This is a genomic window from Streptomyces djakartensis (genome assembly GCF_014651075.1).
GTDB classification, from domain to species: domain Bacteria; phylum Actinomycetota; class Actinomycetes; order Streptomycetales; family Streptomycetaceae; genus Streptomyces; species Streptomyces djakartensis.
The window spans coordinates 203780-228679 of the sequence record NZ_BMWE01000002.1 but is presented as its reverse complement, the minus strand read 5'-3'; the positions used below and the strand labels follow the sequence as shown (position 1 = coordinate 228679).

General features: G+C 71.9%; 26 protein-coding genes. 10 read left to right on the top strand and 16 right to left on the bottom strand.

The window, feature by feature from the left end; genetic code table 11:
• Nucleotides 1–130 precede the first annotated feature (130 nt).
• The gene (locus tag IE212_RS04515) at nucleotides 131–856 is read left to right on the top strand and encodes a nucleotidyltransferase domain-containing protein (protein WP_190196363.1); all 726 of its coding nucleotides are present in this window, start codon (nucleotides 131–133) and stop codon (nucleotides 854–856) included.
• Here the strand turns inward: IE212_RS04515 and rpmF are convergent.
• From rpmF to IE212_RS04500, 3 genes are all read right to left on the bottom strand, one after another.
• Nucleotides 823–993, bottom strand: a complete 171-nt coding sequence (rpmF, locus tag IE212_RS04510; RefSeq protein ID WP_190196362.1) for a 50S ribosomal protein L32 — start codon at nucleotides 991–993, stop codon at nucleotides 823–825. The two genes, IE212_RS04515 and rpmF, sit on opposite strands and share 34 nt — an antisense overlap.
• A 105-nt stretch (nucleotides 994–1098) precedes the next feature.
• Nucleotides 1099–2694, bottom strand: coding sequence for a solute symporter family protein (locus IE212_RS04505; RefSeq protein ID WP_190196361.1), 1596 nt, complete (start codon nucleotides 2692–2694; stop codon nucleotides 1099–1101).
• Complete coding sequence (locus IE212_RS04500; RefSeq protein ID WP_373301345.1) at nucleotides 2688–3056, bottom strand: DUF485 domain-containing protein; 369 nt, start codon at nucleotides 3054–3056, stop codon at nucleotides 2688–2690. The genes IE212_RS04505 and IE212_RS04500 overlap by 7 nt, the downstream gene beginning before the upstream one ends.
• A gap of 411 nt (nucleotides 3057–3467) precedes the next feature.
• Between IE212_RS04500 and IE212_RS04495 the strand changes: the two genes are divergently transcribed.
• Nucleotides 3468–3962: a phosphatase domain-containing protein gene (locus tag IE212_RS04495; RefSeq protein WP_190196359.1), complete on the top strand. Its 495-nt coding sequence runs from the start codon at nucleotides 3468–3470 to the stop codon at nucleotides 3960–3962.
• A 10-nt stretch (nucleotides 3963–3972) separates the two neighbouring features.
• Here IE212_RS04495 and IE212_RS04490 read toward each other — a convergent pair whose 3' ends face one another.
• The 7 genes from IE212_RS04490 to IE212_RS04460 form a co-directional block, all read right to left on the bottom strand.
• Nucleotides 3973–4188: a dodecin gene (locus IE212_RS04490; RefSeq protein ID WP_190196358.1), complete on the bottom strand. Its 216-nt coding sequence runs from the start codon at nucleotides 4186–4188 to the stop codon at nucleotides 3973–3975.
• A gap of 117 nt (nucleotides 4189–4305) precedes the next feature.
• Nucleotides 4306–5268 (bottom strand): L-histidine N(alpha)-methyltransferase, encoded by a 963-nt coding sequence (gene egtD, locus IE212_RS04485; protein ID WP_190196357.1) that lies wholly within the window; start codon nucleotides 5266–5268, stop codon nucleotides 4306–4308.
• On the bottom strand, nucleotides 5265–6053 hold the full coding sequence (gene egtC / locus IE212_RS04480; RefSeq protein ID WP_190196356.1) for an ergothioneine biosynthesis protein EgtC: 789 nt from the start codon (nucleotides 6051–6053) through the stop codon (nucleotides 5265–5267). Before egtC ends, egtD begins: the two co-directional genes overlap by 4 nt.
• The gene (gene egtB, locus IE212_RS04475; protein WP_190196355.1) at nucleotides 6053–7390 is read right to left on the bottom strand and encodes an ergothioneine biosynthesis protein EgtB; all 1338 of its coding nucleotides are present in this window, start codon (nucleotides 7388–7390) and stop codon (nucleotides 6053–6055) included. Before egtB ends, egtC begins: the two co-directional genes overlap by 1 nt.
• Entirely contained in the window at nucleotides 7387–8706 is a 1320-nt protein-coding gene (gene egtA, locus IE212_RS04470) for an ergothioneine biosynthesis glutamate--cysteine ligase EgtA (protein WP_190196354.1), read from the bottom strand. Before egtA ends, egtB begins: the two co-directional genes overlap by 4 nt.
• Before the next feature lie 647 nt (nucleotides 8707–9353).
• Nucleotides 9354–9800: a type II toxin-antitoxin system PemK/MazF family toxin gene (locus IE212_RS04465; RefSeq protein ID WP_190196353.1), complete on the bottom strand. Its 447-nt coding sequence runs from the start codon at nucleotides 9798–9800 to the stop codon at nucleotides 9354–9356.
• Nucleotides 9801–9900: 100 nt separating this feature from the next.
• Nucleotides 9901–11325, bottom strand: a complete 1425-nt coding sequence (locus IE212_RS04460; protein WP_190196352.1) for an amidase — start codon at nucleotides 11323–11325, stop codon at nucleotides 9901–9903.
• A 240-nt stretch (nucleotides 11326–11565) separates the two neighbouring features.
• On the opposite strand from IE212_RS04460, the gene IE212_RS04455 reads away from it, so the two are divergent.
• Both IE212_RS04455 and IE212_RS04450 read left to right on the top strand, forming a co-directional pair.
• Complete coding sequence (locus IE212_RS04455) at nucleotides 11566–12951, top strand: glycoside hydrolase family 43 protein (protein ID WP_190196351.1); 1386 nt, start codon at nucleotides 11566–11568, stop codon at nucleotides 12949–12951.
• A gap of 115 nt (nucleotides 12952–13066) precedes the next feature.
• Nucleotides 13067–14434 (top strand): APC family permease, encoded by a 1368-nt coding sequence (locus IE212_RS04450; RefSeq protein WP_190196350.1) that lies wholly within the window; start codon nucleotides 13067–13069, stop codon nucleotides 14432–14434.
• Between the two features lie 86 nt (nucleotides 14435–14520).
• On the opposite strand, the gene IE212_RS04445 is transcribed toward IE212_RS04450, so the two are convergent.
• Entirely contained in the window at nucleotides 14521–14970 is a 450-nt protein-coding gene (locus tag IE212_RS04445) for a spore-associated protein (RefSeq protein ID WP_190196349.1), read from the bottom strand.
• A 356-nt stretch (nucleotides 14971–15326) separates the two neighbouring features.
• Between IE212_RS04445 and IE212_RS04440 the strand changes: the two genes are divergently transcribed.
• The 4 genes from IE212_RS04440 to IE212_RS04425 all read left to right on the top strand — a co-directional run bounded on the left by IE212_RS04440 (nucleotide 15327) and on the right by IE212_RS04425 (nucleotide 18457).
• On the top strand, nucleotides 15327–16241 hold the full coding sequence (locus tag IE212_RS04440) for an SCO2400 family protein (RefSeq protein WP_190196348.1): 915 nt from the start codon (nucleotides 15327–15329) through the stop codon (nucleotides 16239–16241).
• A gap of 257 nt (nucleotides 16242–16498) precedes the next feature.
• Nucleotides 16499–17281, top strand: coding sequence for an FHA domain-containing protein (locus IE212_RS04435; protein ID WP_190196347.1), 783 nt, complete (start codon nucleotides 16499–16501; stop codon nucleotides 17279–17281).
• 223 nt (nucleotides 17282–17504) lie between these two features.
• Nucleotides 17505–18011 (top strand): protein kinase domain-containing protein, encoded by a 507-nt coding sequence (locus IE212_RS04430; protein ID WP_229864048.1) that lies wholly within the window; start codon nucleotides 17505–17507, stop codon nucleotides 18009–18011.
• A complete protein-coding gene (locus IE212_RS04425) occupies nucleotides 18008–18457 on the top strand; it encodes a hypothetical protein (protein ID WP_190196346.1) in 450 nt (149 codons plus the stop codon). The genes IE212_RS04430 and IE212_RS04425 overlap by 4 nt, the downstream gene beginning before the upstream one ends.
• Before the next feature lie 113 nt (nucleotides 18458–18570).
• On the opposite strand, the gene IE212_RS04420 is transcribed toward IE212_RS04425, so the two are convergent.
• Both IE212_RS04420 and IE212_RS04415 read right to left on the bottom strand, forming a co-directional pair.
• Nucleotides 18571–18948 carry a peptidase M23 gene (locus IE212_RS04420; protein ID WP_190196345.1) on the bottom strand — a complete coding sequence of 126 codons (378 nt, stop codon included), beginning with the start codon at nucleotides 18946–18948 and terminating at the stop codon, nucleotides 18571–18573.
• 50 nt (nucleotides 18949–18998) lie between these two features.
• A complete protein-coding gene (locus tag IE212_RS04415) occupies nucleotides 18999–19373 on the bottom strand; it encodes an SH3 domain-containing protein (protein ID WP_190196344.1) in 375 nt (124 codons plus the stop codon).
• Nucleotides 19374–19631: 258 nt separating this feature from the next.
• Here IE212_RS04415 and IE212_RS04410 point away from each other — a divergent pair, with 258 nt between their 5' ends.
• Nucleotides 19632–20060: a VOC family protein gene (locus tag IE212_RS04410; RefSeq protein WP_190196343.1), complete on the top strand. Its 429-nt coding sequence runs from the start codon at nucleotides 19632–19634 to the stop codon at nucleotides 20058–20060.
• 48 nt (nucleotides 20061–20108) lie between these two features.
• Here the strand turns inward: IE212_RS04410 and IE212_RS04405 are convergent, their stop codons facing one another.
• Together IE212_RS04405 and IE212_RS04400 are read right to left on the bottom strand one after the other, a co-directional pair.
• Nucleotides 20109–21374, bottom strand: a complete 1266-nt coding sequence (locus IE212_RS04405; RefSeq protein WP_190196342.1) for an MFS transporter — start codon at nucleotides 21372–21374, stop codon at nucleotides 20109–20111.
• A 150-nt stretch (nucleotides 21375–21524) separates the two neighbouring features.
• Nucleotides 21525–21977 (bottom strand): YbhB/YbcL family Raf kinase inhibitor-like protein, encoded by a 453-nt coding sequence (locus IE212_RS04400; RefSeq protein ID WP_190196341.1) that lies wholly within the window; start codon nucleotides 21975–21977, stop codon nucleotides 21525–21527.
• A gap of 264 nt (nucleotides 21978–22241) precedes the next feature.
• Here IE212_RS04400 and IE212_RS04395 point away from each other — a divergent pair, with 264 nt between their 5' ends.
• Nucleotides 22242–23669 carry a serine/threonine-protein kinase gene (locus tag IE212_RS04395; RefSeq protein WP_444545054.1) on the top strand — a complete coding sequence of 476 codons (1428 nt, stop codon included), beginning with the start codon at nucleotides 22242–22244 and terminating at the stop codon, nucleotides 23667–23669.
• A 131-nt stretch (nucleotides 23670–23800) separates the two neighbouring features.
• Here IE212_RS04395 and IE212_RS04390 read toward each other — a convergent pair whose 3' ends face one another.
• Nucleotides 23801–24865, bottom strand: coding sequence for a fatty acid desaturase family protein (locus IE212_RS04390; RefSeq protein WP_190196339.1), 1065 nt, complete (start codon nucleotides 24863–24865; stop codon nucleotides 23801–23803).
• Nucleotides 24866–24900: the final 35 nt, after the last annotated feature.

The window sequence follows — 24900 nt, the reverse complement described above, 5'->3', positions numbered from 1 at the left end:
GGTTCTACGCCGCGCGGGGCCCCCGGTATTCCGTGGCCGCTGTGCGGGGAGCACCGCGGGAAAACCGGATGACCGCGTCCTCGCACGTCAGGACAATGTCCCGGTACCCAGAAGCGAAAGGCGGCCGACCATGACCGTCCCCAACGTCCTGCTCTCCGGCATCGTCGGATCCACCGCGTACGGCCTCGCCCGCGAGGGCTCCGACATCGACCGTCTCGGGCTGTTCGCCGCGCCCACCACGGAGCTGCACGGACTGCGCCGGCCCAAGGAGTCCCACGTCAGCACGGCACCGGACCGCACGCTGCACGAGGCCGCCAAGTGGTGCCGGCTGGCCCTGGGCGGCAATCCGACCGCCATGGAGCTGGTGTGGCTCCCGGACGAGCTGTACGAGGTGCGGACGCCGCTCGGCGACGAACTCATAGGCATCCGGGCGGCGTTCCTGAGCGCCCGGCGTGTCAGGGACGCCTACCTCGGCTACGCCACCCAGCAGTTCCGGCGGCTGGAGGCACGCGGCGACGGTTCGTTCTCCGCGGACACCCGGGGGCGCACCGCGAAGCACGCCCGGCATCTCAAACGGCTGTGCGCGCAGGGCCTGGAGCTGTACACCACCGGGCGGCTGACGATCCGTGTCGCGGACCCCGAGGAGTACCACGCCTTCGGGGAGCGGGTCGCCGCCGACCCGTCGGCCGCGCTGCCCCTGCTCAGGCAGTACGAGACGGCCTTCGACTCGGGCCCCACGGTGCTGCCGGAGGAGCCCGACGAGGCGCCGGTCGAGGCGTGGCTGCGCCGGGTCCGCGCGGACTTCTACCCGGAGGCCGTGCCTCAGCCCTCGGGGTGCAGCAGCCCGCGCTCGTAGGCCCTGACCAGGTTCTGCGGGACGAGGTGACGCACGCCGTCGACGGTGACCGGGACCAGCGCCGGCGTGGCGGCCTTCCACTGGGCGCGGCGGTGACGGGTGTTGCTGCGGGACATCTTCCGCTTCGGGACAGCCATGGGACTCCTCCTCGGTGGGCCGGTCACCGGGGACGCTACATGAAAATGGATCCCATTAGCAACGAGAGTCTCCGGGGACCGGCCCCATGTGTGCCGAAGGGGCCGTCAGTCGTCGGCGCCCACGAGCATCCGAATCTCGAACTCCTCGTGCACGTCGCTCTGCTCGGGCCGGCCCTTGTCCAGAAGCGTGCCGAGCCAGCCGAGGAAGAAGCCCGCCGGGATGGAGACGATGCCGGGGTTCTGCAGCGGGAACCAGGCGAAGTCCGCGTCCGGGTAGATCGACGCCTCGGTGGAGGAGACCACGGGCGAGAACACCACGAGGAGCACGGAGCAGCCCAGTCCGCCGTAGAGGCTGAGCAGGGCTCCCTTCGCCGAGAAGCGCCGCCAGAAGAGGGTGTAGATGATCGTCGGCAGGATCGCCGACGCCGCCATGGCGAAGGCGAGGAAGGCCAGCGTCGCGGTGTTCGAGCCCCAGGCGACGAGGGCGAGCAGGATGCCGAGGACGCCGATGACCGCGCCGGACAGCCGGGCGACGGCCAGCTCCTCCGTCTCGCTCGCCCGGCCCTTGCGGATCACCTCGCCGTACAGGTCGTGAGCGAGCGACGAGGCGGCGGCCAGCGTGAGGCCGACGGCCACCGCGAGCAGCGTCAGGTACGCCAGACAGGTCAGCAGCGCGGTGAGCAGGCTGCCGCCCAGTTCGTGGGCGAGGAGGAGGACCGAGGCGTTGCCGGTGCGGTCCGTGCCGACGATGGCGTCCTGGCCGACGAGTGCGGTGGCGCCGAGGCCGAGGACGCCGGCCCCGAGGCAGATCGCGCCGACCAGGCCGATGGCCCACAGGAGAGAGGAGCGCAGGACGCCGCTGCCGCGCGGGGCGAGCAGCCGCATCAGCACATGGGGGAGGGCGGCGAGGCCGAGGACGATGGCCAGTTCCAGGCTGAGGAAGTCCAGCTTGTTGCTGACGGTGCCGCCGTAGCGCAGCCCGGGTTCGAGGAACCGCGCCCCGTTTCCGCTGCGGTCGGCGGCCGCCGTGAGCAGGGCGTTGGGGTTCCAGTCGTAGTGGTGCAGCACCCAGCCCGCCGTGAACAGCACGCCCACCACCAGCATCACGGCCTTGATGATCTGGATGACCGTGGCACCGGGCATGCCGCCGAGGGACGCGTACAAGATCACGAACGTGCCGATCACGGCCACGCACAGGGTGCGTGTGGTGGCGCTCGGCACTCCGGTGAACTGCGTCAGCAGGGCCACACTGCCGACGAGCTGGGCCACCAGGTACAGCGTCGCGACGGCCAGCACGCACACCGAAAGGGCCAGCCGCACCGACCGCTGCCGCCGGGGCAGCCGCAGTGCGATGGTGTCGCCCAGCGTGAACCTGCCCGTGCGGTGCAGGGGTTCGGCGATGAGCAGCAGCACCGTCATCCACGCGACGGTGGTGCCGCCGAGGTACATCAGCCCGTCGTAACCGGTCAGGGCGACCAGTCCGGTACTGCCCAGCAGCGTGGCGGCTGACAGGTAGTCACCGCACATGGCCAGGCCGTTGCGCAGCGGTGACATGGCACGGTTGCCGAGGTAGAACTCGCTGATCTCGTCGCGCTGGGGGGCCGTCAGCAGTGCCGTGAACAGGGTGATCACGACGACGGTCAGGAACAGTACGAACGTCAGCTGGAGGCTGCTGTCGTCGATGGCGGCGGCGGTCACCACGCGCGGGACCCCCTCGCGCCCTGCTGGAAGAACCGGCCGGCCTCGGACCGCGGCGCGGCCGGACCTGCCCGGCGGCTCTCGTCCTCACGCATCCGGACCCGGAGGCCGTGGGCGAGCGGATCGACCCGGGTGCGCATGTGCCGGACATAGCACCACGCGGTCACGCCCATGACGGCGAACTGCCCGAGACCGAGGGTGAGCCCGACCGTGAGACGTCCGAACAGCGGCTGGTTCATCACCGCGGGCGCGAAAAACGACACCAGCACGTACAGCAGGAATCCGCCCACCGACAGGATCGTCGCCCGGATGCCGAAGCGGCGCTGCGCGCGACGCAGCGACCGGAATTCGGGATGGCTGGATATCCGGAACGGCTGCGTGTGTTCGACGTGTGGAAGCGGAAATGTGGGAGAGTCCTCCCGCCGTGGTGGAAATTCGGGCACAGTCGCACCTTCTTCGCTGCTTCGTGCCCCGCATTCGACCCCGTTGTCGCAAGGGCGTGTCCGGCGTTCGGGCAGGGGTGGGGGACGCCGAACACGCGGTGGGGGGTGCGGGCTCTGTGGGGGGTGTGAAACCGGGAAACTCGCTGCTCGGAATCACGCAGGCGGCCGGCCCCGGCCGCGGGTGGTGGCCGGGACTGAATGCGGAGTATGTCAGTGCAGTGCTTGAGCCATCAACTGTGGTGCTGAATTGGCACATTCTTCGGCCAGGCTGTCTCAAAAGACGCGGCAGCCCGGGACGGTCCAAGGTTGCCGGCAGGCCCTAATGTGGACAGTGTGAGTGACGACCGCAGCAAGGCCCCGCTGGCCGTGTTCGACCTGGACAACACCCTCGCCGACACCGCGCACCGGCAGCGGTTCCTGGAGCGCAGGCCGCGCGACTGGGACGGCTTCTTCTCGGCGGCGCCGCAGGACCCGCCGCTCCCGGAGGGCATCGCGCTGGTCAAGGAGAGCGCCCGGGACTGCGAGATCGTCTACCTCACCGGGCGTCCCGAGCGCTGCCGCCGCGACACACTCGACTGGCTGGCGGCGCAGCAGCTGCCCGAGGGACGGGTGTACATGCGGCGCGACGCCGACCGCCGGCCCGCCCGGTTCACCAAGCTGGACATCCTGCGGCGACTCGCCCGCACGCGCGAGATCCGCATCCTCGTGGACGACGACGAACTGGTCTGCCAGGGCGCCCGGAGCGCGGGCTTCACCGTCCTGCAGGCGGACTGGGCGGCCCGGTCGGCCGAGCTGAAGGTGGCGCAGGAGCGCGAAGGGCGGACCTGAGGGCACGTCCCTACGCGGGCTCCTCCAGCCGGAAGCCCACCTTGAGGCCCACCTGCCAGTGCGCGATCTGCCCGTTCTCCAACTGGCCGCGTACCTGTGTCACCTCGAACCAGTCCAGGTTGCGCAGGGTGTGCGAGGCCCGGTCGATGCCGTTGCGGATGGCCTGGTCGACGCCGTCGGGGGAGGTGCCGACGATCTCCGTCACCCGGTAGATGTGGTCCGACATGCCGCTGCTCCTGTTCAGGGACGGACGTGTGTCACGCGTTACTCCACCGTGCCCCAAGCGGCGGCGAAGCGCGAGACGTCACCTCGCGCCGCGCCGCCGCCGAAGGGGACACCGGTGTCAGCGCGCCACGCTCAGCGACAGCGCGAACCGGCCCGCGCCGTCCGTCCACCAGTGCGCCAGGTCCAGCCCGGCCGTGAACAGTTCGGCGCGCACGCCCTCCCGCCGGAACTTCGCCGACACCTCGGTGCGCAGCTCCTCGCCCGCCGCGAAGTCGACGGCGAGGCCGAGCGCCGGCACCTTCACCGTCTGCGCCGTACGGGAGCGCAGCCGCATCTCGATCCACTCGTGCTCGGCGTCCCACCGGGCCACGTGGTCGAACGCGGCGGGCTCGAAGTCGGCGCCGAGCTCACGGTTGATCACGGTCAGGACGTTCTTGTTGAACGCGGACGTCACCCCGGCCGCGTCGTCGTACGCCCGGACCAGCACCCCCTCGTCCTTGACCAGGTCGGTGCCCAGCAACAGGGCGTCACCGGGGGCGAGCAGAGCACGCACCGACGCCAGGAACGCGGCCCGTTCGGCGGGCAGCAGGTTGCCGATCGTGCCGCCGAGGAACGCCACCAGCCGGGGCCCTGGGGTGTCCGGCAGCGTCAGCTGCGTGGTGAAGTCGGCGATCAGCGCGTGCACGTCGAGTCCCGGCCGCTCTTCCGCGAGAGCCTGCCCGGCCTGGGTGAGGGCGCTCTCACTGACGTCGACGGGGACGTAGGTGTGCAGGTCCGCAAGGGCGTCGAGCAGGTGCCGGGTCTTCTCGGACGAACCGGAGCCCAGCTCGACCAGGGTGCGGGCCCGGATCGCCTCGGCGATGTCGCCGGAGCGGGCGCGAAGGATCTCCCGCTCGGCGCGGGTGGGGTAGTACTCGGGCAGTTCGGTGATCTTCTCGAACAGGTCGCTGCCGTGCGCGTCGTAGAACCACTTCGGCGGCAGCGTCTTAGGTGTGCCGGTCAGACCCCGGTGGACGTCGGCGCGCAGCGCGGCGTCCGTGGCGTCCTCGGGCAGGGTGCGGGTGACGTGGAACGGGCTCACGTGCGGGGCTCCTTCGGGGACGGCGTGAAGGCGTCGGCCGGCTCCTTCAGCGGCGTCAGCAGCACGTCCGTGCGGCCGGCCGTCAGCAGGGTGCGGTCCGGGACTTCCTTCCAGTGCGGGTCGTCGTCGTAGGGCTCGGAGGCCACGACGGTGCCGCCGCCGGGCCGGGTGAGGTGCCAGAGGGTGTCGCCCCAGGCGGTGGCGGTGATGGTGTCGCCGTCGGTGAGCAGCAGGTTGAGCCGCGAACCGGGCGCTGCGGCGGCGACCTCCAGGACCGTGTCGGCCAGGGCCTGGCCCTGCTCGTCGCCGCTCCGCAGCCGGGCCAGGACCAGTGCCCACACGAGCGCCGAGTCGTTGCGGGCCTCCAGCGACAGCAGGTCCTCCGGCGGCAGGGTGCGGGACACCTGCGCGAGCGAGCCGGGCCAGCCCCTGACCGCGCCGTTGTGGCTGAACAGCCAGGCCCCCGCGGCGAACGGGGCGGCCGCGGCCTCCGCGTCCGCGCCCGACAGGGTCGCGTCCCGGACCGCGGCGAGCAGCGCGGTGGTGCGTACGACGCGGGCGAGGTCGGCGAAGGACACATCGGCCCAGATCGGCCCGGCCCGGCGGTAGCGGGCGGGCACCGGGTCGCCCTCGGCGTACCAGCCGACGCCGAACCCGTCGGCGTTGACGGTGCCGTAGCGCTGCCGCCGGGGCGCCCACGACTGCCGGTACAGCCCGTGCGGGGGCTCCACCAGGAGCCGGCCGAGCGGCTCCCCGGGCCCCACGTACGCCACGTGGCGGCACATCAGACGTCCTCCGAGCGGGCGGTGCGGAACCCGGAGAAGATCTGCCGGCGGATCGGGTAGTCCCAGTTGCGGAACGTGCCACGGCAGGCCACCGGGTCCACGGCGAACGAACCGCCGCGCAGCACCTTGTGGTCGGACCCGAAGAAGACCTCCGAGTACTCCCGGTACGGGAATGCCCTGAACCCCGGGTAGGGCAGGAAGTCGCTCGCCGTCCACTCCCACACGTCGCCGATCAGCTGCCGTACGCCGAGCGGCGACTCGCCGGCCGGGTAGCTGCCGGCGGGCGCCGGACGCAGGTGCCGCTGGCCGAGGTTGGCGTGTTCGGGACCGGGGTCGGCGTCGCCCCACGGGTAGCGCATCGAGCGGTCACCTGCCGGGTCGTACCGGGCCGCCTTCTCCCACTCGGTCTCCGTGGGCAGCCGGCGTCCGGCCCAGCGGGCGTAGGCGTCCGCCTCGTACCAGCACACGTGCAGCACCGGCTCGTCCGGCGGAACGACCTCGGTCACGCCGAAGCGACGCCGCAGCCATTGCCCGCCGTCCCGCCGCCAGAACAGCGGGTGCGCGATGGAGTTCCGGCGGATGTGGGCCCAGCCGTCCGGATCCCACCAGCGCGGGTCGTCGTAGCCGCCGTCCTCGATGAACGCCTGGTACGCGCCGTTCGTCACCGGGGTGGTGTCGATCCAGAACGCCGGCACCTCACGCCGGTGCGCGGGGCGTTCGTTGTCCAGGGCCCACGGCTCATCGGAGGTGCCCATGGTGAACGGGCCGCCCGGGACGAGGACTTCGGGCGGGCCGGTGAACAGGGGCGCCGGCTCCGGGTCGGGCGCGGTGAGCGCCTGCGGTCCGCGGCGCAGCTGGTGAGTGATCAGCATGGTCTCGTCGTGCTGCTGTTCGTGCTGCGCGATCATCCCGAAGGCGAACCCGGCCTCCGTCAGCCGTGTCCCGTGGAACGCGGCCTTCTCCAGCACGTCCAGGACCCGGCCGCGTACGTCGGCCGCGTAGCCGCGTGCCTCGGCGGGTGCGAGCAGGGGCAGTTTCGGCCGGTCGGCCCTCGGGTGCTCGAAGGCGTCGTAGAGGCTGTCGATCTCGGGCCGGATCGCCTCCTGCCCGGCGACGGCCCGCAGCAGCCACTGCTCCTCCTGGTTGCCGATGTGCGCGAGGTCCCACACCAGGGGCGACATCAGCGGGGAGTGCTGCGCGGTCAGGTCGGGTTCCTCGACGCAGCTCGTCAGCAGCATGGTGCGTTCGCGGGCGACGACCAGCGAGGCGACCGCGCGCTCGCGCAGTGCCTCGGGGTCGGCCGTCCCGGTGCCGGCGGCGGGGCTGGTGTCGGTCATGGGCGGATGTCCTTCCCGTGGGCGCGACCGTCCGTGGCGCGCTGCCGTTCGAGGAGGTCGTCCGCGGGGCAGCGGCCCCGGACGACGTAGTGGTCCAGATGGGCCGCGACGGCGGCCGTCACCCCGGGCGCGGCGCCGAGCCTCGGCAGGGCGTCCAGAGCGGCCGTGAAGCACGAGACGGCCACCTCGCGCAGTTCGGTGTCGGCCAGGCCGGTGCGGGCCGCGTCGCGCCACAGCGGGTTGTGCGGCGCGGGCAGGCCCAGCGTGCGCTCGCCCAGCGGCTTCGCGGCCCGGTAGGCGGTCTCGGCGGCCTCCGGGTCGTCGAACAGCGCCGCCGTCACGGCCAGCGGCACGATCCACCCGTCGTCGCCGGGCTGCGCGTCGATCATGCGCAGTTCGAGGTGGCCGCGCGGCCTGACCGGCGGGAACAGTGTGGTGACGTGGTAGTCGAGGTCCTCGCGGGTGGGCGGCCTGGGGTGCCCCTTCCGAGTCCATTCCCGGAAGGTGAGATCCTCCGGGACGTGCCAGGGACCGCCGTCGTCCTGCCGCCGTACGCACATCACGGGGGAGTCGAGCACGTGCCGGGCCCAGGCGCCGCGCGGGTCGCTGTCGAGGGCCGGTCCGCCCGCCCGGCCCGCGCCGATCCGTGTCCACAGCAGCTGCCGGGTGGACACCCAGCCGGTCGGCCGGTGACCGGCGAGGGGTGAGTTGGCGAACGCGGCCAGCAGCACCGGGCCCAGGTGATGGGCCAGCCACCAGCGCCGCACGAAGCCCAGGGGCCCCGGCTCCTCGTGGCCGGCGTCCAGGCACACCTGCACGGAGGCGGAGGTGCACATCATGGCGCGGCCTGCCGGGCCGGTGCGGTCGAGGCAGGCCTCCATGGCGTCGTAGCGCGGTTCGCGCAGGAACCGGCGGGGTTCGTGCCAGGGATCGTGGCCGAGGCCGACGAGCGTGAGGCCGTCGTCGCGCAGGGCCGCGCGGACGGCGTCGAGGTCGGCGGAGACGGTGGCGATGCATTCCGTCAGTGAGGCGGCGGGGGGCGAGCTGAGCTCCAGCTGGCCGCCGGGCTCCACGGTGAGCGCCGACCTCAGGGGCAGGGCCCGCAGCGCGGCATAGGCCGCTTCCAGCCGTTCGAGTGTGACGGGGAGCTGCGGTGAGCACAGCTCGTGGATGAGCCATTCCACCTCGACGCCGATGCGGCGCGGTGGGCCGGTCTTGAAGCAGATGCCGCGGACCAGGGCCTCGACCTCGGCTTCGTGCAAACCCGGGTGAGGCTCGGAACAGCCACCCGCCGGGGCAGTTGACGCATCGGACATGTCTGGATCCTCCTGAGATTCCACCATGCCACCGGTCCGGGCTTCATGACGGCCCGGGCCGGAATCACTCGTCCCACCCAAGACTCTCGCGCGGCTCGGCACAAGGGGGCCAACCAGGGCGTTCCGCGGCGGTCATCCCGGTCGGCCGGGGTATCCGGGTGCTTTCCCCGGTGTGCTCCGGCGGCGGAAACTCCGTTGCGCCGTGGCTCCGGCATCACGCACGATGCCTGCGTGAGCACGACAAGATCGGCCCGCGCGGCACGCGCTCACGGCGCGCACGGGGGTGGCGCCGTGAGCGTGCGCCTGCGGGGCATCGCGCGGCAGACCGAGAAGATCGTGGCGTCGGGGTGCGGGGTGCCACCGGGTCCCGGACGGGCCCCAGGTGTCGGTCGCGACGGCACTCCGGGTGGTGTGCGAGGGCACCCGCGTGTACGGACCGCGACCGCTGCCGGTGTCCGCCGTACGGGTGACCGAGACGCCGATCGTGCCGAACTTCGCGTTGCTGCGCCTGTCACGGCCAGTACCGAGAACTCGGGTCTTCCGGTCCGTACTCGGTGCGGGTGCGCTGTGCCTGATCGCGCAGTTCCCCGCGCCCCTTCCGGACCGGACGCCGGGCGGTGTGGTGCGGGGAGCCTTCGAGAGGGTTCTCAGCTCCAGCCGTACCGCTCCCGCAGGCGGTGTCTGACCGCGTTGAAGCGCATCCGGTCCAGCGCGCAGGCCTCCCGGCGCATGCCCTGTTCGTGCAGGCGCAGGACGCGGTCCACGGCGACCCACGAGTCGCGGCCCGACCGGTCCCACGGGCCGCTGCCGATCGGTACCCACTCCCGGTCACCGGAGTGGCTCTTGCTGGACAGCTGGACCGCGAGGAACGTACCGCCCGCCTCGCGTGCGACGACGAGCACCGGGCGGTCCTTGCCCCGGCCGTCGTTCTCCTCGAACGGGACCCACGTCCAGACGATCTCCCCCGGGTCGGGGTCGCCGTCGTGCGCGGGCGAGTACTCGGTGCGGACCCGGCCCACCTCGCGCGGGTCGGCCTGGGTGGTGGCGGTGGGGCCGTGACGGCCCGGGACGTGTCCGTCGGCGATCGTGCTCACGGAAGGCACCTTAGGCGCTGCCCCGGTGAGCGGCGTGGGGAGGGTCACTCGCCGTCCGCCGGCGCAAGCGCGGCCGGCCCGTGGAGCGGCGGGGCCCGCGTCAGGCGGCGGCGGAGCGGGCCGTGACCGGAGGATCGGGCCACTTCTCGCACCAGCGCAGCTCGGACTCCAGCTGCGCGGCCACCTGCAGCAGCAGCGGCTCGCTGTTCGCCGGGCCGAGCAACTGCGCGCCGACCGGCAGACCGTCCGCCGTGAAACCGGCGGGCACGTTGACACCCGGCCAGCCCAGTACGTTCCACGGCCAGGCGTACGGGCAGGCGGCGATCATCGCCCGGTCGGTGGCGAAACCGCTGAGTTCGAGCAGGGCGCCGATCCGGGGCGGGGGAGCGGCGGTGGTGGGCGCGAGGACCACGTCGTACGAGGTGAAGAACGCGCCGATCCGGCGGTGCAGCACGGCCTCCGCCCGCCGGGCCACCCGCAGCGGTGCCCCGCCGAGCAGCCGGCCCAGCCGGGCCGCGCCCCGGGTGCGCCGGTCCAGCAGCGCCGGGAAGGGCGCCTCGTCCACCCGCTCGGCGATCCCGGCCGTCGCCCGGGGCACGAAGGTCAGCCCGATCTGGCCGTACGGCGGGTCCGCCTCCTCGACCGTGTGCCCCGCCGCCGCGAGGCGCTCGGCGAGCGCGACGACCCGGGCCCGTACCTCGGGACGGAGCCGGGCGGGCACGGCCGTGAACGGTGGCTTCAGGGAGAGCGCGATGCGCAGCCGCCCGGGGTCTCGGCCGATGACCGGCAACAGGTCGACAGCCGGGGGCCGGTGCGGGTCCCGCGCGTGGTTGCCGCTCGCCGCGTCCAGCAGGAGTGCGGCGTCGGCGACCGTGCGGGCCAGGGTGCCGTTGACGGTGATGCCCTGGAAGGACTCGCCGCGCGGCCAGGTGGAGATGCGGCCGCGCTGCGGTTTGACGCCGACCAGATGGGTCCAGGCGGCCGGGATCCGCACCGAGCCGGCCCCGTCCGAGCCGAGCGCGGCGGGCACCAGACCGGCGGCGACCGCGGCGGCCGAACCGCCCGAGGACCCGCCGGGCGTGTGATCCGTGTTCCACGGATTGCGGGTCGCCCCGAACGCGGGCCCCTCGGTGAAGGGCCACTGGCCGAACTCGCAGGTGTTGGTCTTGCCGACGATCACGGCACCAGCCGCGCGCAGCCGCCGCACCGCCTCGCCGTCCTCGGCGACCGGCGGGAACTCCCCGCAGCAGCCGAAGGCGGTCGGCTCGCCGGCCACGTCCATGTCGTCCTTCACCGCCACGGGCACTCCGAGCAGCGGCAGCCGCGTACCGGCGGCCAGTTCCCGGTCGGCCGCATCGGCCTCGGCCAGCGCCGCTTCGGCCCGGACGATCCGGAAGGCGTTGATGCTGTCCTGCGTGGCCTCGATCCGCGCCAGGGTCCGCTCGACCAGCACCCGGGACGTCACTTCCCCGGCGGCCAGCGCACGGGCGGTCTCCGCCAGGCCTGCCGAACGGTCGAGCGTCATACGGGCACCTCCGCGAACAACTTTTCTACCGAACGGTAACGTCCGGGGGCCGCTGGCGGAACGCCGACGGCCCAAGTGGAAATTCACCCACAGCTCACCTTCTACCCCACTGGGCTCATCCGCTCCTGTTCAAACCATTGACGCCTCCGGGCCCCGCCCTTACTTTCTGTGCCCCACCGCTGATCGGCTTTCCGAACCTTGTTCGGTATATCGATCCCCGTGTCTCATGGAGAGCCCCCTGTGACCCCACGACCCGCCCCGTCCCGCCGTACCCTGCTGCGCGCCCTGACCGTCCTGCCCGCCTCGGCGGCGCTGCTGGGCGAAGCTCCCGGGATGCTCGGCGGTTCCCTGGCCGCCGCACCCCCGAACGGCTCCGCCACGCGCTACACGATCGTGCCGTTCCTCAACGGCGACGACGGCACGGTCAACGTCTACCAGGCGGACGACGCCACCGACTTCCGGCTGGTGCGGGCCTCCGCGTACACCCCGCCCGCCGGCCGGATCCGCGACGCGAGCATCCTCAGACACACCGACGGCTACCACTACGTCACCTACACGACACGCACCTGGCAGGACCCCAGCACGACCATCGGCTTCGCCCGCAGCTCCGACCGCGTCAACTGGACGTTTCTCTACGACTACACCGTCCCCGTCGCCAACCTCTCCCGCGCCTGGGCGCCCGAGTGGTTCGTCGACAGCGACGGCAGCGTCAACATCATCGTGTCCTGCTCCACCACGAACGACGAGTGGATCTTCACGCCCTACCGGCTGAGGGCCGCCAACTCCGCCCTGACCGCGTGGAGTCCCCCGGTGGCGCTGTCGGGCATCGGCGCCAATCACATCGACACGTTCATCGTGAAGATCGGCTCGACGTACCACGCCTTCCCGAAGAACGAGACGACGAAGTACATCGAGTACGCCACCGCCTCCCGTCTCGACGGCCCGTACACGATCCGCAGAACGGGCGACTGGGCGGGCTGGGGCAGCTACCGGGAGGGCCCCGCGCTGGTACAGCTGGACAACGGGGGATGGCGGATCTTCTTCGACGGCTACGGCGACGGGAACTACTACTACAGCGACAGCCACGACACCTTCGCGACCTGGTCCGCGCCGGCCGCGCTGCCCGCGATCTCCGGAACGGCGCGGCACTTCACGGTGGTCAAGGAGACGGTGCCGGGCGGCCCGGACCTGGCGAGGAACGTCACCCGCTCGTTCCGCTCGGCCAACTACCCGACCCGCTACTGGCAGCAGCAGTCCGCGCTCCTCAACCTCCCCGTAGTCAGCGGCTCCAGCACCACCGCCGAGAAGCAGGCCGCCACCTTCACGGTCGTCGCCGGCCTGGCGGACGCGAGCGGCTGCTCCTTCCGGGACGCGGCCGGCAATCACCTGCGCCACTGGGACTTCCGCGCCCGCTTCGACCGGAACGACGGCACCAGAACGTTCGCCGAGGACGCCACGTTCTTCCTCCGGGCCGGAGCGGCCTCGGGCTCCGTCCGCTTCGAGTCGTACAACTACCCGGGGCACTACCTGCGCCACTACGCCTACCAGCTCCGCGTGGAGCGCTCGAACGGAACCGACCTGTTCCGGCAGGACAGCTCGTTCGTGCCGGTGACGGCCTGGGCCTGACCGGGACGCCCGGCGGCGCGTCAACGAGCTCTGCGGTGGGCCGATGCATCACCGCCCGAGCCGGTGGGCAGGTGAGACGTACCTTCTTCAGCGCCGAACGCCTCAGGGAGCCCTCGTGTCCACAACCGACAAGGACGCAGCCGCTGACCCGCAGAGAGGGGACGACGGCACCCCGCTGCGGCGCGCCATCGGGCCCGGACTGCTGGTCCTGTTCGTCATCGGCGACATCCTCGGCACCGGCATCTACGCCACCACCGGCCAGGTCGCCGGCAAGGTGGGCGGAGCGCTGTGGCTGCCGTTCGTCATCGGATTCGTGGTGGCCGTCCTGACAGCCGCCTCGTACGTCGAACTCGTCGGCAAGTACCCGAAGGCGGCCGGGGCCGCGCTCTACACGCAGAAGGCGTTCCAGGTCCCGTTCCTCACCTTCATCGTCGCCTTCATGGTCATGTGCTCGGGCCTCTCCTCGGCGAGCGCGGCGGCCCGTGCCTTCAGCGGGGACTACCTCTCCGAGTTCACGGACCTCCTCCCGCCCACCCTCGTCGCGATCCTGTTCATCCTCGCCCTGGCGGCGCTCAACCTGCGTGGTGTGGCGGAGTCCGTGAAGACCAACGTGGTGCTCACCCTCGTCGAGCTGACCGGTCTGCTGATCATTCTCACGATCGGGGCCTGGGCCGTCCTGACCGGCGACGGTGAGCCCTCACGACTCGGCGAGTTCCAGGCGGAGGGCACCGGCTTCGCGCTGCTCACCAGCGTGCTGGGGGCGACAGCGCTCGGTTTCTTCGCCTTCGTGGGCTTCGAGGACTCCGTCAACATGGCCGAGGAGACCAAGGATCCGGTGCGGACGTTCCCGCGCGCCATCTTCATCGGCGTGGCCGTCACCGGCACCATCTACGTCCTGGTCGCCCTGGTCTCCTCCCTGCTCGTCGACTACCGCGTGCTGGAGGACTCCAGCGGCCCGCTGCTGGAGGTCGTCAAGGCCGGCGGGATCGACTTCCCGCCCAAGCTCTTCGCCCTGATCGCGCTGTTCGCGGTCACCAACTCGGCGCTGATCAACATCATGATGGCGTCCCGCCTGTGCTACGGCATGGCGAACGAACGCATCCTGCCCCGTGCCCTGGGCCGTGTGCTGCCCCGGCGCCGCACCCCCGTCGTCGGCATCGTCTTCGTCTCGCTCCTCGCCATCGGCCTGGTCTCCACCGGCGAGATCGAGGGCCTCGGTGACACCACGTCCTTCCTGCTCCTGTGCGTCTTCGCCGTCGTCAACGTCACCGTCCTCGTGCTGCGTCGCGACCGCGTCGCGCACCAGCACTTCCGGACGCCCACCGCCCTGCCGGTGGTCGGCGCGGTCACCGCCCTGATCCTGGCCAGCCCGTTGTCCGACCGGCCGGCGAGCGTCTACATCCGGGCGGGGGTGCTGCTGGCCGTCGGAATCGGGCTGTGGGTGCTCAACAAGACGGTGATGAAGGTGCGCGGCGAGGCGTGAGCGGCGCCGGGCCACCACCTTCCCGCACGACGGCGGCGGGAACGTGATGGCCCGGCAGGGGTGGTTCAGGGTGGTTCAGGGGTGGATCAGCGGGTGAACGTGACCCGGTGTTCCTTCAGGGCACTGCAGTTGGAGCCGTACACCTGCACATGCGTGCCGGCGATGCTGCCACCCCAGTCCACGCAGTGGCCCTTGCCGTAGGCGTAGGTGGGACCGGCGTACGAGGTGAACAGCCCCTCGTCGTAGTGGTGCTCGTCGGTGTCCGGGATGTAGATCCAGGCGGACATGTTCACGGCCTTGCCCGGGTTGTTGCGGATGGTCGCGACGCAGTTCTTGCCGTTGGAGGAGTTGTAGGTCAGGTAGACCGTCCCCAGCGAACCGACGGCCGCCGAGTTGACCGTCTTGTAGCCACTTCCGCAGACCCTCTGCGGAGTGGTGTCGGGCGCGGCGGAGGCGGGCGACGCCAGGGCGGTCATGGTCCCCAGCGACAGGGCCGCCGTGGCGGACGCGGCCAGCACAGAACGGGTGAATCTCATATTTCCCCCTTGCAACTCTTCGAGATGGTTGCTCCTGCATGATGTGACCCGCCCGGCGTCCAAAGGGTTGTGCGTCAGTTCGCGTGAAAATCAAGAGAGTTGACGACGAGCGTGCGCTGGGGGTCGCCGGCCGGGCCGTGGCCCGCGAGCGCCTGAGCATGCCCACGCCGGACCGCGTTGACTCACGAGTCACTCATGGCACACGCGAGATCCCGAGTATCTGCTCAGGGGTGTCACACAGGCTGCACATTCCCCTTTCAAAGTCTCGTTAGCGTTACGGCTCGATCCCACGTACGAACGTGACCAGGCCGCGGCCGGCGAGCCGCCGGAACAGCCAGATCGGGAAGACCACACACATGGACTACTGCTCCTCGTGCCGTCGGCACCTCAACGGCGCCTTGGTCTGCCCGGGGTGCGGCGCCTACGCCCCGGACATCGACCCCTCCGCCGCCCCCGGCGCACGGCTTGGCCAGAACGCTTCGCAGGCCGGGAACGTGTGGGACGACCCGAGCGTGTGGGAGGAAGCCGACGCCGGCACGCGTGAGATCCACCTCGCGCACACCGGGTCCGCCGCCGGCCCGGCGAAGACCCCCGCGGCGGACACGCCGGACGGCTCCGGGACCGCGGACACCGACGCGACCGCCACCGGCGGCTTCACGGCCCCGCCGCAGGGGCGCGCCGCACGGCGGCGCCAGATGGCCCGCTGGAAGAAGAACCAGCGCCGGGCCGTGGTGGCGACCGCGTTCGCGCTCGTGGGCGGCGGGCTGACCGTTGCGGGCATGAACGGGAACGCCACCGACTCGAAGCAGTCGGCCACGGCCCCGGGCGACACGGCCATGGGCGGCACCGGAGGGCAGGCGCCGACGTACACCGAACCGACGTCGTCCCGGCGCGACACCCCGCGTTCCTCGCCCACGCCCGCCACCACCCCGGCCTCGCACCGTGAGCAGCCCCGTGCCGCCCGCACCACGCCGACGGACACCCGGACGGACTCGGGTTCCACGCCCCGCGCCCTGCCGAAGACGACGCAGCAGCCGAGGACCACCGACCCGGACGCCGCCGGCTCCGCAGCCGGCGGCGCCGGAGATTCCCCGTCGACGGTGACCGAGCGGACGACACCACCCACCGCCGACGACGGCCACGACACCCAGCAGTCCGCGGACACCGCGCCGCCCCCGCCCGCCGCCAGCCCCACTCCCGCCGAGACGCCCCCCTCCAGCGGGAACTCGGACCCGAAGGAACTCTGCCTGGTCGTCGTCTGCCTCGGCTGAGACATGCCAGGGCGGCCGCCGAAACAAACCGGTGGCCGCCCCCAGCCCATCCGCGGCTCGCCGCGCTCCACGACCCGCTCGCCCCCCGAGCGCCTCGACCTGGGCCCGTACCCGCGGGCTGAAGGAGGAGTTCGGGGCTCGCCGGGTGCTCGCGGGAACAGTGGCCTGACCCCGGCCCCGCCGCCTCCGCGACGAGCGGAACCCGCCCGTACAATCCTCGCGACCAAATCGGGGGCGTCGGCAGCGGGGGAGTCCGCGTGGAAACCATCATCGTGCAGTTGCCCGGACCCGCACTGTGGGGCGAGGCCCAGCCGGGCAGACCCGAACTCATCCACCTGGGGCCCGGGGACATCGCCGACTTCGGCCGCGGCGCGCCCGGTGACCCCGCGGTGCGCATCGTCCTCACCGATCCGGGGATCTCCCGCCGTGCCGGGCAACTGGAGGCGGCCGGGGACTACTGGCGGCTGTCCAACTTCAGCCGCAGCGTGTCGTACGTGGTGGAGAACCTGGAGGGAGCCGGCGAGTACCTCACCGTGGCCCCCGGGCGGCTCGGCGCGCCCGTGCCGTTCGAGTTCGCGCGCGTCGTGCTTCCCGCTCTGGCCGGCACCGCCACGTTCAAGGTGTTCGCACCACAACACGCCTACCTCGGCGAGCAGGCGGCACCTGGCGGTGGTGAGCAGACCGTGCACCCCTTCGCTCTGGACCCGACGTCGAAGTACTTCCTCGTCCTGGTGGCCCTGTGCGAACCCCGGCTGCGTGACCCCTCCGGCTCGGCGCTGCCCGGGGTCGGGCAGATCGTGGAACGGCTGCGGCCGCTGGAGACGTGCCGGGACCTGACCCGCTCGGCGGTCAACTACCACATCGACTACCTCGCCTTCGCGAAACTGCGCCTGGACCCGGGCGAGGAGACCGCGACCGGCGCCAAGCGCACCCGGCTCGCCTCGGTCGCCCTGCGCTTCGGCCTGGTGCGCGAGGAGCACCTCGGCCTGCTGCCGCCGCGCGGCGCGGGCCGCCTCGCCCCGCAGGGGGCCGGCGCATGACCTGATCCGGCGGAGGCGACGACCTGCGGACACCCGCACCGCCCCGCCTTCCCGAGGGCTTCCGCGTCGACGGCTGGGAGCTTGGCGCGATCATCGGCTCCGGCGGCTGGGGGACCGTGTACGAGGCCTGCGGCAGCGACGACGGCGCGCCCGTGGCGGTGAAGGTGCTCCCGACCGGTGCTCTGGGGCCCGGACAGCGCGCCGCGCCGCGCTCGGCGAACTCGTGGCGCTTGAGGTCCGGTTCAGCGCGGAGGCCGACCACCCGCACCTCGTCCGGACCCACGCCGTGCGCACCATCGAGGCACCGGAGCTGCCCACGCTGGACGGCGCCGTCGCACTGGTGATGGACCGTGCCGAGGCCAGCCTGAAGGACGTACTGGACGGCGCCGGGGCCGGCCGGCCGATCGACGGCGCCGACCGGATCCTGCGGGGAGTCGCCGCCGGACTCGCCCACATGCACGACGCGGGCTGGGTGCACGGCGACCTGAAACCGGCCAACGTCCTGCTCGGCCCGGGCGGGCAGGTGTGGCTGGCCGACTTCGGGCTGGCCGCCGAACTCGACGGCACCCACGCCCATGGCGGCCGGCTACCGCACCAGCGACCGAGCGCTCGTGAGCCGGCCCGGCGGCCGACCCTGACAAGTGTCAGGTGTCGCCGGCGCGGTGACGGCTCCTACGGTCGGCACAGCACGACCAGAACACTCGCCGACCACCTGAAAGAGGACTCATGAGCCGTCGATCGCTCAGGACACTGCTGGCCGCCGGGGGCGCCGCCGCGGTGATGGCGCTCCTGCCCACCTCCGCCCAGGCCGCACCGCACTCGGGCGGCAACTACGGGGCCTACGGCATGGAGGGGCAGTACCCCACCACCTCCTTCTGCTCGGGCACGTTCCGGCAGATCGGACCCACCAAGTACGCCGAGGGCATGGCCCTGAAGTACTTCTACTCCGACAAGTGCGGCTCGTTCGCCCGGATCGAGAACTCGCGGGCCAACTGCGCCGCCGTGCTGCAGCGCTCCGACAACGGCGTGGGACGCGCCGACGGCTGGGTCTCCGAGACCGTCGACCCGGGCATCAACTACGCCTACACGCAGATGGGCAACAACCTCAACGGCCGTGTCTCGCGCGCCCTGCTCTCGTGCGACGGCCACGACCTGGTCGCGACCGGCTGGTACTGAGCCGCACACGCGCCACCGCCGGCCGGACGGGTCGCTGAGCCCGGCCACCACGAGCGCGGCGGGTCACCGCAGGACCGGTGACCCGCCGCGCGGCGTGTGGCGGGGACGGGGTGTCAGCAGTCCCGGACGCCGGCGATCTTCTCGCCACCCCGGATGTACAGGTTGTTCACCCAGGCGATGTCGCTGCCGGCGAACTCCTGGACAGCGGTCCACCAGTTGTTGCTGCCGACGGCCGGGTCGTGCACCATCTGGCCCTGCGTCTGGCACACGGCGTCCGCCCACCACTGCGAACGGACCGCGAGGCGGGGCGAGTCGGTGGTCGGCTGCTGGCGCAGATTGACGTCGGTCGCCCAGATGTAGACGTCGGTCAGGGTCGGGTCACCGTTGTCGGCGACGGCGGCCGGAGCGGCCTGTGCGGTCGTGGTGAGGCCGCCGACGGCGAGTGCCGCCGCGGCCAGGCCCATGGCGGTACGGCTGATGAGTCGCTTCATGTCTGTCCCCCGTAGGACGGTGGTGCGGATGGTCGGTGTCGTGCCATGGGTCAGCAACTCGCCGAGGCGGGCAGGTCGCCGTACTCGTCGCCCTTGAGGTAGACGGCGCTGACGTAGCCCTCGGCGAGCTTGACCCAGACGTTGTTGGTGATGCCGTAGTCGCTGACCGTCTCGCCGCGCTCCCAGCAGTAGGCGCCGCGCGGCTGGCCCGCCGGCACGGAACCCACCTTCGGGAACGCGCGGGCCGGTCCGGAGCGGACGTTGACGGTCTCGTACGGCACGACCGCGTACGGCGCGGCCATGACGCGGACGGTGCCCTGCTCGCCCGCGGAGGACGCGACGGCGGTCCCCGCGGTGAGCGGGCCGAGCAGAGCGAGCGCCCCGGCGCCGGCGAGCGCGGCCCTGGCGAAGATGCGAGTGGTCATGTCGAGTTCCCCCTGAACGGTGTGGCCGATGCTCAGAACTGTAGGGAGACCAGGGGCGACGCGGTCCTGACAATTGTCAGGGTCATCCGCGACGGCGGGGGCGGTGTGCGGGGCGGGCGGACGCGCCATGACACGGCCGAAAACCGCTCGACGGCCACGGCCGCCCCTGTCTACGATCCACGGCGCGGCATCGCGTGCCGGTCACCGGCCGGGTGAGGCATGGAGGCGCCGCGGAGATGCCCGTGGAGGCATTCAACCGTGTCTGTCGAGTTCAATCACACCATCGTGCTGTCCCGTGACCGGGAGAAGTCCGCTCACTTCCTCGCCGAGATCCTGGGGCTGGAGGTCGGGGCGCCGGCCGGGGTGTTCCTGCCCGTGACGACCGCCAACGGCGTCACCCTGGACTTTCTCACCATCGACGCCGACATTCCCATGCAGCACTACGCGTTCCTCGTCTCCGAGGACGAGTTCGACGAGGCCCTCGCCCGTCTCGTCGCGGCCCGGATCCCGATCCAGGCCGACCCGCACGGCAACCACCCGCGCCGGATCAACCGCCACGACGGCGGCCGGGGCGTCTACTTCCTCGACCCGGCGGGCCACGGGCTGGAGATCATCACCCGCCCGTACGGCACCGACCCGTCCTCCCCGCTGAACGGCGTCACGGAGGACGTGCCCGGAGCAGTCTGAACCGGACCTCGGCCGGGGGCGGGAGCAAGGCCGTCCCCGGCCCGACGGTCAGCCCCCGCCCGCGCTGAGCCGCGCGGGAGCCGGCTCCGGGCCGGTGCCGGGCATGTGGCCACGGCGGGGGAGCAGCAGCGGAGTGGTGAGGAGGAGAGCACCGGCGAGCGCGATGGCGGTGCGGGGGCCGGTCAGGCCGGCCAGCACGCCCCACAGGGCGGTCACAGCCGCCGTGGTGGCCTTGCCGGTGGCCGACCAGGCCGCCAGGGTGCGGGCGACCCGGTCCGCGGGCGTCCGCTCGAGCCGGTACGTCGCGAACACCGGGTTGAACACGCCGCAGCAGGCGATCAGCCCGAACTCGACCACCATGACCAGCACCAGCCCGGCCGTGCCCGGGCCGACGAAGGCCGGCCCCAGGGACCAGCACGCCCGCAGCACCCCCGAGGCGAGCAGGACCCGGTGCCGGCCGAACCGTGTGACGAGCCGCGCGGCCAGTCGTGAGCCGAGAAGGCCGCCGGTGCAGGGCACCGCGAAGGCGAGGGCGTACTGCCAGGGCTCGAACCGCAGATCGCCGACCATCAGCACGAGGAGCGGTGGCGAGGCCGCCATGATCAGGGCGTTGCTCAGGAGCGTGTTGAAGAACAGCGGGCGCAGTCCCGGATCCGCCAGGATGTACCGCCATCCGCCGAGCAGTTCGCCCGCACGGGGCCGGGCCCCCAGGGGAACGGCCCGCGCGGGGCGCTTGTCATGGCCCCCGACCGCCCGGATCCCGAACGCCGAGAGCAGATAGCTCACCGCGTCCGCCGCCACGGTCGCCACCGGGCCGAACAGCCCGATCACCGCCCCGCCCAACGGCGGCCCCACCATGCTGGCCGTCCAGTTCGTCGCCTCGAACCGTCCGTTCGCGACCAGCAGGTCCCGGCCCGGCACCAGTTCCTTCAGGAACGCCCCGGCCGCCGCGTTGAAGGTGATGTCCGCCGCCGCGACCACCACCGACACGAACAGCAACTGACCGAAGCCCAGCCGGCCAAGGACGAACGCCACGGGGATGCTCAGCAGCACCGCGCACCGCAGCAGATCCGTCGCGATCATCACCGGGCGTTTGCCGCGGACCTCCACCCACGGACAGAGCGGCACCGACACCACCGCGCCGACCGCGGGCCCGACCGCCGCCAGCAGCGACACCTGCGCCGGCCCGGCGTCCAGCACCAGCACCGCGATCAGCGCGAGCGCGTCGAAAGCCAGCCACGTACCGGCCGTGCTGACCGCGTACGCGCCCCACAACCACCCGAACCGCCGCCCCAACGACCGTCTGTCCGCCATACCCGGCGCACGCTCCCAGCTCCCGAGGCCGCTCCGCTGCCGACCGGGAGCCATCCAAGCGAGGACCGGGCCGTCCGGGCAAACAACCGTCCGTGGGCCGTGCCACAACCATCCGTTGTGTCACGGCGCTCCGGCCGGACGGGGGCGGTGTCAGCGCTGGTACAGCCCCACCAGCGTCCCGTCCGCGAGGCGGCGCCTGTCGACCTCGGCGTGCACCTGGTCCGCGTCCGGCGCGTCGGGCAGGACGCACGGTTCGGACAGGGCGTAGAGGCGGAAGAAGTAGTGGTGCGCGTCGTCCCCGGGCGGAGGATGCGGACCGCCCCAGCCGTGCTGTCCGTAGCCGTTGACGAGCTCCGTGCCACCGGGTGGGCAGTGCCCGGCCTCGACGCCGTCGCTGTGCGGGTCGATGCCGACCACGACCCAGTGCGCGAAGGTGCCCGACGGGGCGTCGGGGTCCTCGCAGAGCAGGACCAGTTCGGTCGCGTCGTCCGGTACGCCGCTCCAGGTCAGCGGCGGAGAGACGTTCGGTCCCTCGTACGCGTACCGGCGCGCGATGAAGGAGTGGTCGTTGAACGCGTCGCTGCGCAGTTCGATGCCGGTCATGTGCCCCGGTGTACCCCTGCCGGGCCCGGACATGCGGTCGGGGGTCCGCCAGGCCGTTTCGCCGGCGTCCCGCCAGCTGCCCCATGTCCCGAAACGGGCATGTTCCAGCAGGTCAGGCTGTATGTGGCCGCGGCATCCACCAGGTGGCCGCGCGGGAGAACCCGCACCGTTGTGCAAGCGGCGGATGGCTGGGTACTCGCGTTCGGCGGCCCGTCGACGTCGGTCCGCCGAGCGGTGCGAGTGTGCGGAGTGGGGAGATCGAGGGTGGGATTGCGCGAGGTGCGGGACGCTCGGGCTTTTCGAGGCTGTGTCCGGATTCTGGCGGGCCGCTACCGTCTGGACACGCTGATCGGTTCGGGTGGCGCGGCTGACGTGTACCGGGGCGTCGACCTGCGCCTGCGGCGGCCGGTCGCTGTGAAGGTCTTCCGCGCCGGCACCGGTTTCGACACGGAGGAGGCCTTCCGCAGTGAGGCCGTGATCCTGGCACGATTGCAGCATCCGGGACTGGTGACCGCCTTCGACGCCGGACACCATGGCGGCGATGCCTTCCTGGTCATGCAGCTGATCGACGGGCGTACCCTGAAATCCCGCATCGCCGAAGGTCCCCTGTCGTGCGAGGCTGCCGCCGCGCTCGGCGCGGCATTGGCCGAGGCTCTGGCTCACGCCCATGAGGAGGGGATCGTCCACCGCGATGTCAAGCCGTCCAACATCCTCCTGGACTCCTCCGGCCGTCCCCATCTGACCGACTTCGGCATCTCCCGGCTGCTGGACGCGACCACCCGCACCGCTACCGGCGCCCTGACCGGCACGGCGGCCTATCTCTCCCCCGAACAGGTGCTGGGCCAGCCCGTCGGCCGGCCCGCCGACATCTACGCCCTCGGCTTGGTCCTCCTCGAATGCCTCACCGGCCGACTCGAATACGACGGCGGCCCTCTGGAGGCCGCCATAGCGCGCCTGTACCGCCGACCCGCCCTCCCGGACTTCCTGCCCGACGGTTTCGCCACCCTCCTTCGGGACATGACCAGCCTGGAAGAGCAAGTTCGTCCCAGCGCGTACGACTGCGCCCAAGCCCTGACCGGTCTCTCCGGAACGAGCGCGGCAGTCCTTGCCGCACCCGCTGCCCGGCCGGCGCTCAGCGCCGTACCTCCCACAGTCGCGGATCACGCCGACAGCACCCACCGGAGCCTGTCGCCCGCCGCGAAAGCGCTCGGCAACTCCAGCACCTCGACAGGTCTTGCCCGGTCAGCCTCCCAAGGCGGCCGTCTCCGAACGCGTGGGGCGGCAGCTGCACTGGCCGCCCTGCTCGCCGCGGGCCTGGTGGTCACCGACGGCCTCTCACATCGCGACGCCACGGACGAAGCGGCGCCGGAAGCGGCCCCCTCCGCCCCTGCTCCGGCCGCCCCTTCCCCGGACAAGTCCGCTCACCAGGACGACACGCCCTCCGCATCGGTGACCCCGCCTTCGCGCCACCCCACCGCCTCTGGCCGGCCGCTGAGCGACTCCGTCCCGAGGCACAACACTCACCCCCAGCCCGGCAGCGCCGAGTCCACCACTCACCCTGCCACCAGTCCCGGCGATTCCGAGCCGGCCGCGGCCGACGCAGCCGCGAAGGACAGGGCAAAGGCCTCCGACGAACCGCCAGGCCATGCGCGGAACAGCCAGAAGGGCAAGGAGGCAGCGCCTGCCAAGTAAGGGACCCACGCTCGGTGGAACCTCGCTGCTCCACCACGTCGTCCGCGCTGTCACCGTCGGCGAAGTCCTCCAGGGTGTACACCGACCCGGCAGGTCAGCGGATCAGGTCCCCGGCCCCGGCGCCCGCCGGGTCAGTCCACGGCCGGGGCGCGCAGCGGCTCGCCGACACTCCTGAGGTGGCGTAGCGCCTCCCGGTGCGAGGCGATCAGCCCGGTCCGGTGGTACGGGATGCCCAGTTCCCCGCAGTACCGCTCGGTGATGGCCTGCGCCCTGGCGAGTGCGGGTGTCGGCATACTGGGGAAGAGGTGGTGCTCGATCTGGTAGTTGAGCCCGCCCATGAAGGCGTCGACCAGTGCGCCGCCCCGGACATTGCGCGAGGTGAGGACCTGGCGGCGCAGGAAGTCCAGCCGGGTCCCCTCCTCGATCATCGGCATCCCCTTGTGGTTGGGCGCGAACACCGAACCCAAATAGATACCGAACAGGCCCTGGTGAACGGCGAGGAACAGGAGCGCCTTGGCGGGGGAAAGGACGGCGAACAGGCCGCCGAAGTACAGAACGAAATGCGTTATGAGTAGCGTGCCTTCGAGCGCGGGCCTCTTCACCGATGGACTTTTCAGAGCCCGGAAGCTGCTGAAGCTCAGATTCAAACCCTCCAGGGTCAGCAGCGGGAAGAAGAGCGCGGCCTGGTGTTTTCCGATGAAACGCGGCAAACCCCGGGCCGTGCGCGCCTGTCGGCGCGACCACACGAGAATGTCAGGCGAGACGTCCGGGTCCTTCCCCTCGTGATTGGGGTTCGCGTGGTGCCGGGTGTGCTTGTTCATCCACCACCCGTAGCTCATGCCCAGTAGCAGGTCGGCGACGAGCAGTCCCCCTGCCTCGCTGGGCCGTCGGCGGGAGAAGACCTGTCGGTGGGCGAGGTCGTGGGCGGCCAGTCCGAGTTGGCCGAATACCACGGCCAGGGCGACGGCGACGAGCAGTTGACCCCAGCTGTCGCCCAGTGCGGCAAACGCGCCGACGCACCCCGCGAGAGCGAGGGCGACCAGTCCGAAACGGACCGTGTAATACAGCGGACGGCGCCGGAGAAGCCCGGCCTCGGTTATGCGCCGCGACAGCTCGGAGAAGTCGCTTCCCCTGCTGTGCGGCTGTCGTTCTCCTCGCGTCGGCGGGTCCACCGGAAGCACCATTGACGTTGTCATGGAGTTCAGTATTCAGATCCTTCTCCGGCGGCATA